Annotated in this window: 19 protein-coding genes; 9 read left to right on the top strand and 10 right to left on the bottom strand. The window is 64.2% G+C overall.

The window, feature by feature from the left end:
- Nucleotides 1-308 precede the first annotated feature (308 nt).
- Entirely contained in the window at nucleotides 309-1,949 is a 1,641-nt protein-coding gene (locus IVB50_RS03925) for an amidohydrolase (RefSeq protein WP_247294618.1), read from the top strand.
- Nucleotides 1,950-1,983: 34 nt separating this feature from the next.
- On the opposite strand, the gene IVB50_RS03930 is transcribed toward IVB50_RS03925, so the two are convergent.
- From IVB50_RS03930 to IVB50_RS03945, 4 genes are all read right to left on the bottom strand, one after another.
- Entirely contained in the window at nucleotides 1,984-2,556 is a 573-nt protein-coding gene (locus IVB50_RS03930; protein WP_085350352.1) for an ABATE domain-containing protein, read from the bottom strand.
- The gene (locus IVB50_RS03935; RefSeq protein WP_247294620.1) at nucleotides 2,553-3,440 is read right to left on the bottom strand and encodes an EamA family transporter; all 888 of its coding nucleotides are present in this window, start codon (nucleotides 3,438-3,440) and stop codon (nucleotides 2,553-2,555) included. The genes IVB50_RS03930 and IVB50_RS03935 overlap by 4 nt, the downstream gene beginning before the upstream one ends.
- An 8-nt stretch (nucleotides 3,441-3,448) precedes the next feature.
- On the bottom strand, nucleotides 3,449-3,775 hold the full coding sequence (locus IVB50_RS03940; RefSeq protein WP_085359688.1) for a hypothetical protein: 327 nt from the start codon (nucleotides 3,773-3,775) through the stop codon (nucleotides 3,449-3,451).
- Nucleotides 3,776-3,838: 63 nt separating this feature from the next.
- Nucleotides 3,839-4,714, bottom strand: coding sequence for an alpha/beta hydrolase (locus tag IVB50_RS03945; protein ID WP_085359686.1), 876 nt, complete (start codon nucleotides 4,712-4,714; stop codon nucleotides 3,839-3,841).
- A 262-nt stretch (nucleotides 4,715-4,976) separates the two neighbouring features.
- Here IVB50_RS03945 and IVB50_RS42375 point away from each other — a divergent pair, with 262 nt between their 5' ends.
- From IVB50_RS42375 to IVB50_RS03965, 5 genes are all read left to right on the top strand, one after another.
- Nucleotides 4,977-5,105: a hypothetical protein gene (locus IVB50_RS42375; protein WP_018455653.1), complete on the top strand. Its 129-nt coding sequence runs from the start codon at nucleotides 4,977-4,979 to the stop codon at nucleotides 5,103-5,105.
- A gap of 139 nt (nucleotides 5,106-5,244) precedes the next feature.
- Nucleotides 5,245-5,454, top strand: a complete 210-nt coding sequence (locus IVB50_RS03950) for a hypothetical protein (RefSeq protein ID WP_085359684.1) — start codon at nucleotides 5,245-5,247, stop codon at nucleotides 5,452-5,454.
- 120 nt (nucleotides 5,455-5,574) lie between these two features.
- A complete protein-coding gene (locus IVB50_RS03955; protein ID WP_018455655.1) occupies nucleotides 5,575-5,754 on the top strand; it encodes a hypothetical protein in 180 nt (59 codons plus the stop codon).
- 241 nt (nucleotides 5,755-5,995) lie between these two features.
- Entirely contained in the window at nucleotides 5,996-6,229 is a 234-nt protein-coding gene (locus IVB50_RS03960) for a hypothetical protein (RefSeq protein ID WP_026232996.1), read from the top strand.
- A 104-nt stretch (nucleotides 6,230-6,333) separates the two neighbouring features.
- Nucleotides 6,334-6,630 (top strand): hypothetical protein, encoded by a 297-nt coding sequence (locus IVB50_RS03965; RefSeq protein WP_026232997.1) that lies wholly within the window; start codon nucleotides 6,334-6,336, stop codon nucleotides 6,628-6,630.
- A gap of 69 nt (nucleotides 6,631-6,699) precedes the next feature.
- Here IVB50_RS03965 and IVB50_RS03970 read toward each other — a convergent pair whose 3' ends face one another.
- From IVB50_RS03970 to IVB50_RS03990, 5 genes are all read right to left on the bottom strand, one after another.
- Entirely contained in the window at nucleotides 6,700-6,990 is a 291-nt protein-coding gene (locus IVB50_RS03970; RefSeq protein ID WP_085350348.1) for a hypothetical protein, read from the bottom strand.
- A 156-nt stretch (nucleotides 6,991-7,146) separates the two neighbouring features.
- Nucleotides 7,147-7,635 (bottom strand): Hsp20/alpha crystallin family protein, encoded by a 489-nt coding sequence (locus tag IVB50_RS03975; protein WP_247294622.1) that lies wholly within the window; start codon nucleotides 7,633-7,635, stop codon nucleotides 7,147-7,149.
- A 365-nt stretch (nucleotides 7,636-8,000) separates the two neighbouring features.
- The gene (gene rpoH, locus IVB50_RS03980) at nucleotides 8,001-8,873 is read right to left on the bottom strand and encodes an RNA polymerase sigma factor RpoH (protein WP_247294624.1); all 873 of its coding nucleotides are present in this window, start codon (nucleotides 8,871-8,873) and stop codon (nucleotides 8,001-8,003) included.
- A 25-nt stretch (nucleotides 8,874-8,898) separates the two neighbouring features.
- Nucleotides 8,899-9,081 carry a hypothetical protein gene (locus IVB50_RS03985; RefSeq protein WP_018455661.1) on the bottom strand — a complete coding sequence of 61 codons (183 nt, stop codon included), beginning with the start codon at nucleotides 9,079-9,081 and terminating at the stop codon, nucleotides 8,899-8,901.
- 120 nt (nucleotides 9,082-9,201) lie between these two features.
- The gene (locus IVB50_RS03990; protein ID WP_247294627.1) at nucleotides 9,202-9,753 is read right to left on the bottom strand and encodes a TetR/AcrR family transcriptional regulator; all 552 of its coding nucleotides are present in this window, start codon (nucleotides 9,751-9,753) and stop codon (nucleotides 9,202-9,204) included.
- A 115-nt stretch (nucleotides 9,754-9,868) separates the two neighbouring features.
- On the opposite strand from IVB50_RS03990, the gene IVB50_RS03995 reads away from it, so the two are divergent.
- The 3 genes from IVB50_RS03995 (at nucleotide 9,869) to IVB50_RS04005 (ending at nucleotide 12,821) form a co-directional block, all read left to right on the top strand.
- Complete coding sequence (locus IVB50_RS03995) at nucleotides 9,869-10,726, top strand: oxidoreductase (RefSeq protein ID WP_204513725.1); 858 nt, start codon at nucleotides 9,869-9,871, stop codon at nucleotides 10,724-10,726.
- 47 nt (nucleotides 10,727-10,773) lie between these two features.
- On the top strand, nucleotides 10,774-11,775 hold the full coding sequence (locus IVB50_RS04000; protein ID WP_018455665.1) for an NADP-dependent oxidoreductase: 1,002 nt from the start codon (nucleotides 10,774-10,776) through the stop codon (nucleotides 11,773-11,775).
- 212 nt (nucleotides 11,776-11,987) lie between these two features.
- A complete protein-coding gene (locus tag IVB50_RS04005; protein WP_247294634.1) occupies nucleotides 11,988-12,821 on the top strand; it encodes an enoyl-CoA hydratase-related protein in 834 nt (277 codons plus the stop codon).
- Between the two features lie 15 nt (nucleotides 12,822-12,836).
- On the opposite strand, the gene IVB50_RS04010 is transcribed toward IVB50_RS04005, so the two are convergent.
- Nucleotides 12,837-13,634 carry an adenylate/guanylate cyclase domain-containing protein gene (locus tag IVB50_RS04010; protein WP_247294637.1) on the bottom strand — a complete coding sequence of 266 codons (798 nt, stop codon included), beginning with the start codon at nucleotides 13,632-13,634 and terminating at the stop codon, nucleotides 12,837-12,839.
- Nucleotides 13,635-13,665: the final 31 nt, after the last annotated feature.

The following is a 13,665-nucleotide window of genomic DNA, read 5'->3' on the forward strand; positions in this document are numbered from 1 at the left end:
TCTAGAAAATCTGTGATCTGCCGGGCCCCCCAGCCTTCACTCGCTTCGCGAGGTTCGGCTCGGCAAGCCGGAGCCATAAATTGACAAGCGAATCGTGCGAAGGCTGCCGCGCCGAAGCCCAACGGGCGAAGGCGGGCTGTAAAATCAAATACTTCGGCCTTCACCAAATTTTCCGGTGGACCGGCTGATTCTGTTGGTGCCAGACATGGTCAGGATCGCGACACTCCCCGTTGCGGCACGCGATGTCCGCGAGCGCATCCAGCGGCGGATGTGGCGCCGCTTCGGCCTCTCTCATGTCGGGACTGATGATGCGAAAGCTTCTGGCGATTTTGGTGATCTCGTGCTGGGCCAGTTTGGCTTACGCACAAAAGGCCGACCTCATTGTCACGAACGCAAAGCTCGTGACGCTGGATCCTGCATCGACGATCGCGCAGGCTCTCGCAGTCCGCGACGGCAAGATCGTTGCTATTGGCGGCAACGATGCCATGGAAGGTCTGATCGGGCCCACGACGCGCCGTGTCGACGCAGGTGGACGCACCATCATTCCGGGATTGATCGATTCCCATATTCACGCGGTGCGCGCCGGCCTCACCTACGCAACCGAGGTCAACTGGATCGGCGCAAAGACTATCCCTGAGGCCATGGAACGCTTGCGTCAGGCGGCACAAGCGCGCCCGGCGGCCTGGATCATCGTGGCCGGTGGCTGGAGCGAATTGCAATTTGCGGAGAAGCGGCGGCCAACGCTCGCCGAGGTGATGGCGGCCGTTCCCGACAATCCGGCTTACATCCAGCTGTTCTATTCGGCGGTGCTGATGACGCCGAAGGCGCAACAAGCCCTCGGGATCTCCGCGGATCAGTTGCCGGCCGGTATCACGGCCGCATCGGGCGACGCCACGGGCTGGCTCAACGGCTCCATTGTCAGTATCTCCGCGCTGTTCGATCGACTGCCGAGGCCGAATTTCGAAGAGAATGTCGCCGGGACCCGGCAGTTCTTCACGGAGCTCAATCGTCTTGGCGTGACCGGGATCGTGGATCCCGGCGGCTTCAGCATTTATCCCAGCCATTACGCCGCCTTGCAAAAGCTCTGGCGTGACAAATCATTGTCGGTTCGCGTTGCCTTCAGCCTGTTCGCCCAGAATGTCGGCGCGGAATCCGAGGAGTACAAGACTCTCACGCCGTTCCTGCCGATGGGATTCGGCGACGACATGCTGCGGTTCAACGGACTAGGCGAGCGGATCACCGGCGCCATGTACAACAACAATGCGCCCGACGCGGCCGCCAAGGACAAGTTCCGCGAGATCATCCGCTGGGCGGCCAAACAAGGGCTGACAGTCACCATCCATTGGCAGGAAGACAAATCCGTCCATCACCTCCTGGACCTCTATGACGAGGTCAACAAGGAGACGCCGCTCGCGCCGTTGCGCTGGTCCATCGCCCATCTCGACAACACCTCGCCCGAAACACTGGCGCGCATGAAAGCCCTCGGTGTCGGCTGGACCATGCAGGACGCGATGTATCTCGGAGGCGACCGTATCGTGGCGCAGGTGGGCGAAGCCGCGCGCAGCATGCCGCCGATCGTGACGGCGTTGCGCATTGGGGTCCATGTCGGGGCCGGTACGGATGCGCATCGGGTCGCATCCTACAATCCGTTCGTGGCGCTGCAATGGATGCTCGACGGCAAGACCGTCGGTGGACACTCGACGCGCGGCCCGGACGAAACACCCAGCCGCGAAGATGCCTTGCGCCTCTACACAGTGGGAAGCGCCTGGTTCTGCTTCGACGAGACGCGGCGCGGCACGCTGGAGACCGGCAAGCTCGCCGACTTCGCGATTCTCGATCGGGACTTCATGTCCGTCCCCGTCGAGCAAATTGGCGCCACATCGTCTCTGCTGACGGTCGTGGGCGGCAAGGTCGTCTACGCAGCGGATGCTTTCGCGGGCGCAAGATAGAGCTGGAGGCTTGTTGTTCAAGGCGGCTGTCGACTTACCGGCGCGATTGCATCTTTGCGCGGTTTCCGCAGGTGGCCATTTCGCACCAGCGACGGGATCTGTTCTTGGTGCGATCGATGAACAGCCAGTGGCAGTCGTGCTGTGGACATCGTTTCAATCGGTCGAGTTCGTCGCCGCGCAGCAGGTCGACCGCAGCCCAGGCAAGCGGACCAAGGATCCGGTCCCCGTGCGTGAATTCGATGGTGGCCGGCGAACCGGTCAGCAATGCGGCCGTGAAGGTACGGGCCGCAACATCGTGGATCACCGCCATGCCCAGCGCCGGCGGTTCATCGCCGTCCGCGATCGCAGCGCCTACTTTGTCGATCGCGTTGCGCAGGCGCCGGCCATCTTCGGCCAGCAACGCCCGCTGCCTTGCATTAAGCGAAAAATCGACGCCCACCAGTCCAGCATCCCTTGCCCAGGCCAGCATTCCCTCGGCGTCGCGCAAGTGATCGACCTCTTGGTCCGTGCCGCGCCAGCTGATCGTGTTGGCGAAATCGAGCGCCAGATTCCCCGCTACGCGGTGAAGCGGCGGCGGTCGATCGGCGATGCTGCGCAAACGCTTCACGTCGGACGTTCTTCCCAAGGCCGGAGCAGCGCCATCGCGGCGGCCACCAGCATGAGGGCAGCGCCGCCGATCTCGAGCCAGCCGATCGCCTCGCCGAACAACCACGCACCGGTGCCAAGCGCGATGATCGGAGAGACAAAGGCATACAGACCTGCGCGCATCGTACCCCATTCACGCAGCAGCACGAGATAGATCGTATAAGCCACGATCGTTCCGAGCAGCAACAGGAACAACAGGCTGCCGATTGCCGCCGGAGTGAGGAAAGCGTCGAGCGTGTCTCTCGATACGGGTTCCAGCACCAGCGAAAGGCCGAGCAGGGCGGCGCCGCCGATCGCCGCCTGCACCATCGTCAGCGCCAGGGGCTTCACCGGACCGACCAACGGACGCGCGACCACGCTGCCGACGCAATAGCTCACGGTCGCGGCGACGATCGCCGCGAGCCCAAGGCCGCTCGCATCGGACTCGGCCCCGAGCCGCGCCCAGAACAGCCCGATGACACCGACACAACCGATCGCGAGCACGACGGCATGATGCCAGGTCGGCCTCTCCTCGCCGGTCAACGCGGCGAGGGCAAACAGCAGGACCGGAATCAGGGTAAGGTTGACCAGCCCCGACAGCCCTGATGGCACGTGCTGCATCCCCCAGAACAGCAAGCCGTAGGTGCCGGTGTTGACCAGCAGAGCTGAAACGATCGTTGGCCGTGCGCGGCCTTCGGCGAATGCGGCGCCGGCCCCGCGCACCCCGATGGCCAGCAGTGCGGCCGCCAGCAGGTATCGCGCGGCGGCGAGCAGCAGCGGGGGCAGATCGCCGAGCCCGACCTTGATGGCGGCCCAGGTCAGCCCCCAGATCAACGACACTGCGGCGAAGAGGACAAAGTTGCGCACCGTCGTGCTCAGCGCATGCCGTACCGATCGACCAGAACGCGGTGGATTTCCACCCTTTGAGGGAGTTCGATCAGGAGTTCGGGATCGCGGTCGAGGTGATGCACCTTGGTCGGCTCGGCCTTGGTGAAGGCAGTCATTGCCTGCATGTCGGACCAGTAAGAGATGGTCGTGAACCATGTCTCCTCGTCAAGGTCCTCGCGCAGCAGCTGGACGCCGAGCGCCGTCTTCTCGAGCGGCGGAATGCCTTCAGCGCGCAGATATTGCTCGTAGCTGTCGGCGATGTCCCGCCGGGTACGACCACGCCAGATTCGTGCGATGGAAGGATTGGTTGGCATGCTTGCTTCCTCCTTTAGGCGGCGAAGGGACACCAGCGCGGCGAAGGCCGCGCCGTGGGACGATCAGGCATGGACACGCGCAAGGAAGGCGCGGACCAGTGGCAGCGCCTCATCGAAATGCGTCTCGAGCAGCCAGTGTCCGGCGCCGTCGAGCAGGTGCAGATCGACATCGGGCAAGTCGCGGCGATAGGCGCGGGCGGACTCGGCCGGCATGTATCCGTCTTCGGGGCCCCACACCACGAGCGTGGGGGGACGGTGCTCGCGCAGATACGCCTGATAGCGCGCGAACCAGCCGAGATTCTCCTCCAGCTTCTCCATCAGCCCGACGCAGACCTGTCGGCGCACTGGCGTGTCCATGAGTGGCCAATGAAGCTTCCAGAGGTCGGGCGGCACCCGGGAAGCGACGTCGTCCGCCACTTCGCCAATGAACTCCGCACGAAAGCCATCCTCGCTCACGGCCTCCTCGAGCGGGCGGTGCCTCGCCGGCGTCTTGTCCGCCCACCAGGCCTTGATGGTCGCGTATTTCGGGCCCAGCACATCCTCATAGATATCGCCGTTCTGGATGATGAGCGCGGCGATCCGCTCGGGGTGAGCGATCGCGTGCCTTAGCCCGATCTGGGAGCCGTAATCGTGGAGCCACAAGGCGTATCGTCCGAGGCCGAGCGCATCGGCGAGGCCGGCCAGCACGTCTGCATAGGCATCGAAATCATAGGCGAATTCCGACGGGTCGGGCGTGCCGCTGTAACCAAAGCCCGGCCAGTCGAACGCGATCGTCCGCCACCGGTCGGCGAGCGCCGGCATCAGCCGGCGGAACTGGAAGGAGGAACAGGGATAGCCGTGCGGCAGCAGCAGGACCGGCGCGCCGGCGCGTCCCGCTTCGCGATAGAAGATCGACATCCCGTTCAACGCCAAGCGCCGGTGCGCGAGCCCGCTCGCCATTCAAGGCCTCCATCATCTGACACCACCTAAATGCATTTAGGCGGTGAACGTTCCGACGCCGTGGAGCCGTGTGGCGACGAACAATCGGCGCGATCACGCGCCATCGTTGTGCGGGTGGTGCCGAAGCCGACATGAGCGTAGGGCTTATCTGGCACCGTTCGGCTGTTCCGCTGGGCTGCCCCACCAGAAACGCTGCGTGTTCTCGCCGAGAACCCGCCCATACAATGCTCAATCAACCGCCCTTTCGCGGCAGGAGCCGTCCATGACCAATGAAAAAGGCCCGAACATCAAGAAGAAGCAGAAATGCAAGAACTGCGAAGGCAAAGGCCTGCTCAAGAAGGGCGACAAGGTGGTGAAGTGCCAGCGCTGCAAAGGCACGGGCGTGCGGTGATGATGAGGTGATGGCCTCCAATGCGGACGGCGTACTTTCCCAGGTTGCGCAGGCTCGCGACTGACGTGCACCGCATCTGACATCACGATTGGCACTTCCTGCGGCAAGAGGCGTTGCGGTCTTTTCGAGGGAGCTGCAGATGACCAAGACCGACACGGAGGGCGTAAAGACCGGGACACCGCCGACGGGTTCGGCGGCGCTCAACCCCGGGGATGAAGCCGCACCGGGGACGATGGGCACCGGCGAAGATGTGTGTCTGGATTGCCATGGCAAGGGGCGGATCGACGGCGCGCCCTGCGTGACGTGCGGCGGCAGCGGGACCGTGATCCGGGCCGTCGGCGGGGCCTGAGCAAAGCGCGGGCCGCGCGGCGCTTGCGCCCGGCTGTGGCTTTCGATCGCGGCTTCATTGTTCCAGCAACGAACGGCCCTCGCCCGTGTTTTCCGGATGCGAGACACAATGAGGCGCGCCATGACCAAGGATGCCGGACTGAAGCCCGACGATTTTCCCATCGAAGCCGACAAGGACAAGCTCAGGACCCACAAGGGCGAGCCGGTGGCCTCGGCCGAGTCGGAGAAGATCGCGGATCAGATCGCCGAACGGCTGAACGAGCATGCTCACCAAGAAGAGCAGGATCGTTGGTCGGCCTAGGCAATTCGCCTTGCCGACACCCATCCGGAAAGAGCAACGGATAGTTTGTAGGACCGAGCTCGCAGGAAACGACGTCGTTGGAACGACCTGGGGCCGTTGCGTATTGGGCCGCGCCGGGTCCTTGCGATTCCGGCAATGGCGGCCTCGGCTCGAAGCCCCGCCCCCGGGCCACAGGCCGGGGCCGCCTGACGGGGGATCGGCCCGGCATCTCAGGCCGTCTTGGAGGACTGCGCGAGAGACCATGGAGGCGCCCACACCAGGGATGCAAAACCCGCTTCGACAGGCGCGGCTCTACGGCTACCTGATCGAACGCGAGGGCGCGCTGTTTCATCCCGGCGGCAGCCACCCGCTGTGCAGCGCGGGCATGACGCGACGCATGATCGAGGCGGGCTGGCTGGTGAAAGCCGGCGATCGCTACGAGTTGACGCCGCAGGCGCAGGAACGGATCGCCCCGCGTGCGATGAGCTCGGGATGACTCATCGTCGCTGTCGCGGGATTTCCGCTCCCGCCCAGGAACAGGTGCGTGCCGAGATCTTTGCCTCGGCACGGCATGTGACGACGTCAAGCACAGGAGCGGACATGAAAAAGCTGGTTCTCGCAGGGCTCGTTGCGGCTCTCGCATTCCCCTCTTCCGCATTCGCGCAAGGCGGCGCGGGTGCGTCCAGGACCGGGTCGAGCATCGACTCCTCAGGCACCGGCGGCACGACGGGAGCGGGAGCCTCCGGCCTCAACACGTCATCGGACAACAATGGCGGCGGCGCGAACGCACCGGCCAAGTCCTCCACGACCCGGCCAGGCGACAACGACACCAGGCAAACCCAGGGCGGTCAGCAGGCCATGCCGGGCTCAGGCTCGACGGGAGCGAACCGCAAATAGGCGCGCCGCGAACCGCTGACCGATTGCCCTCACGCAAAAGGCCCGGATGATGATCCGGGCCTTGTCTCGTCACCACCAGGGATCCCAATAGGGCGGTGGAGCGTAGGCGTAAGGCACATAATAGGCCCGCCGCACGACGCGCGGTCCATAATAGCCGTAGGGCGGGCCATAGTAGCGCGGGCCATAATAGGCATCGGCCGCCAGCCCCGCCGCAAGCGCACCGGCAACAAGACCGAAGCCGATGCCGGGACCGCCCCAATGGCCGTGCCAGCCGCCGCGCCAGCCATGGGCTTGCGCCGGCGAGGCCGCCGCCACGAACAGGGCCGAGATCATCGTCAGGACCAAAGCAAGTTTCTTCATATGCGACTCCCAGAACTTGGAAACCGACCGCAAAACGCCAGACCGGAATTGAAGTTTCCGAGCGTTCCGGAAAATTTTGCAGCGAGCCGACGGACGCGAATGCGGCCGCCGGCCGCGCGTGGGCGAGAGCGGCGGCACCCGCCCGCCGCTTCATGCTTACTTGCCGTTGATCGCGATGCGCCTCACCTTCTGTTGTGCCGCCGGTGACTTCGGCAGGGTGACGGTGAGAACGCCGTTGTTGAAGGAAGCCGCGACCTTGTCCTGGTCGACGTCATCGACCGGAATGCGCCGCACGAAACGGCCATAGTAACGCTCGCTGAAGAGACGCTCCTTGTCTTCCGTTTCGCTCTTCTTCTCGCCGCTGATCGTCAGCACGCCGTTTGCAAGCTCGACGTTGACGTCCTTTTCGAGACCGGGAAGCTCGGCGACGACCTTGACTTCCTTGTCGCTCTCGTCGAGTTCGACGTTCGGCCAGCCCATTGCGGTCGAGGAGCCGAACGGACTGAGATCAAAGCTGCGGAAGGCGTCGTCGAACAGCCGGTTCATCTCACGATGAAGCGCAAGCAGCGGGTTGCCGGCTTCGCCGCGCTGAACGGCCATATTGCGTGAGCCGTTGTTCCACGGAATGAGATCGCGTAGTGCCATTGTCGTTTCTCCTTATCTCTTGTCTTGATTGTCGATTGGCGCAGCTCGGCGCGCGGCGAGGGCCACGCACGCGCTGCAAAGCCCGGACGATCAACTCGTCAGGCCGCCTGCTTGTGCTCGATTTCGGATCGGCATTGCCGGCAGCATCGATCGCGATGCGACGCGGCGGAACGGCGGTCGAAACCGATGGTCGAACGCCAGAGGGGAGACATATCGTCGGTTCTCATAACCACATCCTCCTGTGAGCAACATGGATTAAGAGCATCACCGGGGCGAGCCCCGATGGCCTTGCCGGACCCTGCTTTGGCGTCCGGCACCGCACTCGCATGCGGCTGCCAAAAGAATTAGGAGGCGCCGATTTGGTTTCAAGAGCCGGCTGCCAGGCGTCCGGCGATAGCAGCCCGAACCTTTTCGAACGCGCGCATTTCGATCTGCCGCACCCGCTCGCGTGAAACGCCATACCGTGCCGCGAGCTGCTCAAGTCTCAGCGGCGGCTCGGAGAGCCAGCGCGCCTCGAGAATGTCGCGCTCGCGCGGCTTGAGGACGCCCATGGCGCCGGCGAGGGCTTCACGCCTCCGTCTGGTTTCTTCCTGCTCGGCGTACGCGGCTTCAGGACTGGACGCGGGGTCGACGAGCCAGTCCTGGACTTCGCCGCCGTCGGCGTCGCGCACCAAGGCATTGAGCGACAGGTCGCCGCCGAGGCGCCGGTTCATCTCGATGACGTCGTTCTCCTGCACGCCGAGCCGCCGCGCGATCCGGCTGGCGTGCTCGGGGCGGAGATCACCATCCTCCAGGGCGGAAATTTCCGCCTTGGTCCGGCGAAGCTTGAAGAACAGCTTCTTCTGCGCCCCGCTGTTGGCAATCCTGACCAGCGACCAGGACCGCAGGATGTATTCCTGGATCGACGCCTTGATCCACCACATCGCGTAGGTCGCGAGCCGAAAGCCGCGCTCCGGCTCGAAGCGCTTGACGGCGTGCATCAGGCCGACGTTTCCTTCGGAAATGATGTCCGCAACCGGCAGGCCGTAGCCGCGATATCCCATCGCAATCCTGGCAACGAGCCGCAGATGGCTTGTGACGAGATGATAGGCTGCCTCGCGGTCGCCGTGCTCGCGCCATCGCTTGGCGTAGGCGATTTCCTGATCGGGCCGCAGCATCGGAAACTTGCGAATTTCCGCCAGGTAATGTGTCAATCCGCCCTCAGACGACAGCATCGGAACAGTTGCAGTGCTTCCCATTGCCCACCTCTTCGAGTTGGTCTGCTTACGCTCCAAAATCGACATGACAAAAAATGGTTTCGGCCGACGATGTAACGACCGGTGGGGCCGGCGCGTGAGTTTGCGGCGGCTCTGGCCGGGTCACGAGATAGAGCTCGCCCGCCACCAACAGGAGGGCAGCGACGGCCAGGGCCAACATGCCGAGCACCAGATCGCTGTAGTCATCCATGCGCGTTCGAAAGTATGTCGATGTCGAAGATCGGCAGCCATCGCTTTTGGCTGTCCGCGACGTCGAACGTCGTCACCGGAATTTTGTTCCGGACTTTCGGCGCCCCGCCGGGACGCGGCCTCACCCCGCCAGCGAATTCCTCGTCGCGCGAAGAATATCGTCCGACAGCTTGGGATCGTCCACGGCGCGGGCAAGCACGAGGGCTCCCACCATGGAGGCGGCGGCGGCGAGCGCCTTGTCCTCGCGCTGGCGTGGCTTCAGATCGGTGGCCATTCGGCTGCTCAGCAAGCCGATCACGCCGCGCACGCCGGCGGTGAAACGCTGCTTCAGGCCGCCGCTTTGACGTGACACTTCACAGGCGAGCGCAGCGAAGGGGCAGCCGGCGGCGGGATCGTCGCGATGCCCCGGCGAGAGATAGTGCGAAACATAGTCCTCGAGCTCGAAGGCCTCGGGGAATTCCTGACCCTTGGCGTCGATCGCATGGGCCACCGCCTCCTCGACCAGCCGCTCCTTGGAGCCGAACTGGCTGTAGAGGCTGCCGTGCGTCATCCCGGCCGCCTCGGCGAGTGCGTCGACACCGACGCCGGCGATGCCGCGCTCCCGCAGCAGGCGCGAGGCAGTCTCGAGAATATGCTCGCGATTTTTGGCGGCCTGTTCCTTTGAGACGCGCATGGGACCGATCCTTAGAGGCGGGGCTTGACTTTTATAATTACGATCGTCATGTATATCAATAGTTACGATCGTAATCAAACGATTTCAGGCCCGGTAGTGGCGTCGGAGAGGCATTATGAACAGGATTACACCGAAGATCGCGCTAGTGACCGGCGCCTCCTCAGGCATCGGCCAGGCGACGGCGGAGCGACTCGCGAACGCCGGCTACAAGGTGTTCGGCACCAGCAGGCGGGGCGCGCAGGCGGGCAAGCAGGCATTCGAGATGCTGGCTCTCGACGTCACCAGCGATGCATCGGTGGAAGCCGCCGTCGGCGAAGTGATCCGGCGCGAGGGTCGCATCGACCTGCTCGTCAACAACGCCGGCTTCGGCGTTGCCCCTGCCGGCGCGGAAGAGAGCTCGATGGAGCAGGCGCGCGCGATTTTCGAGACGAACTTCTTCGGCCTGATCCGGATGACGCGCGCCGTCGTGCCGCACATGCGGCGCCATGGAAGCGGCCGCATCATCAACATCGGCTCAGTGCTCGGCTTTCTGCCGATGCCTTACGGCGCGCTCTATGCCGCGACCAAGCACGCCGTGGCAGGCTATTCGGAATCGCTCGACCATGAACTGCGCACGCGGGGCATCCGGGTCTCCGTAGTCGAGCCCGCCTACACCAAGACGCCGTTCGACGCGAACTTCATGGAGCCCGACGCCACGCTCGACGAATATCGCGAGGCGCGCGCCGGCGTGACCAAGCGGGTGAACGAGGTGATGGCGACGGCCGAACAGCCCGGCGTCGTGGCCGATGCCGTGCTGAAGGCCGCGAGCGCGGTGCGCCCGCAACTCAAATACGCGGCCGGCAGCCTTGCGAAGCGCCTGCGATTTCTGCGCCGGTTCGCGCCCGCAGCCCTGGTGGATGCCGGAATCCGAAAGGATTTGCGGCTGGATGCGACGGCGGCGCTGCAGCCCGCCCGCACCGCGCGGGCTTTCTGAGGGCCGCAATCTTGCCAGTGCGAAGAACCTTCGGACCGAGAGAAAAAATGAGAGCCCTCGTGTTCAAGCGCTACGGCAAGCCGGACCAGATCGCGTTGGCCGATATCCCGCGGCCGACGCCGAAGCCGAACGAAATCCTGGTCCAGGTTCATGCCGCGGGGTTGAACCCGATCGACAACATGATTCCGAAGGGAACGTTCAAGCCGATCCTGAAGTTTGAACTGCCGGCCACGCTGGGCAGCGACCTGGCGGGCGTCGTCGTCGAGGTCGGAAGCCGCGTGACCCGCTTCAAGCCGGGCGACGCCGTCTTCGCCAGCATCTTTGATCTCGGCACAGGCGCTCTCGCCGAATTCGCGACCGTGCCGGAGGATGCCGCCGCGCTCAAGCCGCCGAACCTGGACTTCGTGCACGCGGCCTCGATCCCGATGGTCGGCCTGACATCGTGGCAAGCTCTTAGGGAGCGCATACGTCTCAAACCCGGCCAGAAAGTCTTCATCCCCGCCGGCGCCGGCGGGATCGGCACGTTCGCGATCCAGCTCGCGAAATATTTCGGCGCCAAAGTGGGGACGACGACCAGCACTGGAAATATCGATCTGGTGCGCAGCCTCGGGGCTGACGAGGTGATCGACTACAAGACCCAGCAATTCGAGGAAGTGCTGCGGGACTACGACGCGGTGCTGGGCACGCTCAGGGGCGATGCGGTCGAGACATCGCTTCGGATCCTGAAGCGGGGGAGCAGGATTGCCTCGCTGGTCGGGCCGCCGGACGCCGCGTTCGCGCGCGACCGCGGGATGAACGTCGTCATGGTGTTCCTGTTCGGATGGCTGAGCCGCAAGATCATTCGCCGCGCCGGCAAGATCGGCGCGGAGTATTCGTTCGTGTTCGTGCACCCGGACGGCAGGCAACTCGCCGAGATCGGCGAGCTTCTCAAGGCGGAGCGTATCCGGCCGGTGATCGACAAGGTCTTTCCGTTCGAACAGGCGAAAGACGCGCTGGCCTATCTCGAAAAGGGACGAGCCAGGGGGAAAATCGTCGTCCAGATGAGATGAGGGCGTGGATCCGCCCCGCGCGCAATCGCCTCAGTCCCCACCCCGCCACCGCTCCGGCACGCTCTTGAGCCCACACCCTCGCTCATCGTCGTTTCGAAAACGCAGATGCGTTTTCCGATACGCACGATCGCCCATGTCGGGCCTGATGCAATCTTCTGCATGATACCACATCATCGCTGCAGCGCTCTCATCAGCACGGGAAGACAGAATCCATGATGTCACAATCTGACGAGTCCGCGCCGATGGCGGACATTCCGTACGGTGAGCGGACGAAGATCACCATCGAGCGCAAAGGCCACATCGTGCTGATCGGCATCAACCGGCCTGGCATCGACAATCGGCTGGACCCGGAGGCGACAGAGAGCCTGGCGAGAGCCTACTACCAGTACGATCGAGATCCCTCGCTGCGTGCAGCGGTTCTGTTCGGCTACGGCGAACGCTTCTCCAGAGGTGTCGATGTCGACGCTTACAAGGCATTTGCTCAATCGGGAAAGACGATGATGGAGGGACCCGGCTTCATCGACCCTCTCGGGCGGACCAAACCGGCGCTCACCAAGCCGCTGATTGTCGCGGTGCATGGCGATACCTGGAATATGGCGCACGAAATCTTCCTCATTGCGGACATCCGCATAGCATCGGAAGACACGGATTTCGGCCAGGACGAGAACACGCACGGCCGCTTTCCCGGCGGCGGCTCAACCGTTCGCTTCCCACGAGAAGCCGGCTGGGGAAATGCCATGCGGTTCATTCTGACGGGCGATCATTGGGATGCGAACGAAGCGCTCCGGATGGGAACGGTTCAGGAGGTGGCAACAAACCGCGACGCCGCTCGCGCGAAGGCCGTCGAGATCGCCGAGAAGATCGCCGCATGCGCTCCCCTCGGCATCAAGACCTCGATTGCGTCCTCGCACCTTGCGCTCGAAGACCCCGAGGCCGCGCTTGCCCAACTTGGCGACCAATATCGTGCGCTGCTCACGACCAGGGACTTCCAGGAAGGGCGGGATGCCGAGGCACAGAAGCGTCCACCCGTTTACGAAGGACGGTGAGAGCTTCACCCACTCTCACCCCTCCACTCTATAGAGTCTCCATTTTTCCGGCACGCCCTTGAGCCGGTGAATGCCGTGATCTTTCAGGTTGATCGCCGACTGCGACGCCATCAGCTCCTTCACCGCGCTCGACACCAGCACCTCGCCGGCGCTCGCCTTTGCGGCGACGCGGGTGCCGATGTGGAAGGCCAGGCCGACCGCCTCAGTGCCGCTCACGGTGTATTCGCCGGCATGCAGGCCGACCCTGATCTCGAGGCCGAGCGTACGCACGGCCTTCTGGATCGCGGTCGCGCAATTGATTCCGGCGGCCGGCGTCTTGAACGTCGCCAGCACGCCGTCGCCCGTCGTCGTGACTTCCTTGCCGCGCGAGCTCTTCAGCTCCTTGCGGACCGCCGCGTAATAATGGCCCATGATCTTGGTCCAGCGGACATCGCCGAGCTTTGCGGCTTTTGCGGTGGAGCCGACGATATCGACGATCAGGATCGTGGCAAGCGCCCGCTTGAGCTCGGTGTTGCCTGCGGCCGGTCGGCGCCGGAGCACGATCGCGCCGGTCAGCGGTTCATAGCGATGATTGCGGCGCCGCGCGATCGCGGCCTTGGCGTAATCCTGGGCACGCTGCGCGCTGCCGCAGCGAACTGTCTTCTGCTGCGGCAGACGCGTCCAGTAGACCTTTCGTCCGTCACCCGCGCCCTGGACTTCCACGGCGCCCCATTTCAGGAGGATCGCCGTGCCAACGCGCCGGACACACCACGCCTTCGACGTGTAACCCGATACGTTCGACTGATGGATTCCGATGCGGAGGAATTTTGGCATGTACTGCGGCCGATCGATGACACGCTTGGAC

Origin of the sequence: Bradyrhizobium sp. 87 (assembly GCF_023073015.1) — a bacterium.
GTDB lineage: Bacteria > Pseudomonadota > Alphaproteobacteria > Rhizobiales > Xanthobacteraceae > Bradyrhizobium > Bradyrhizobium canariense_D.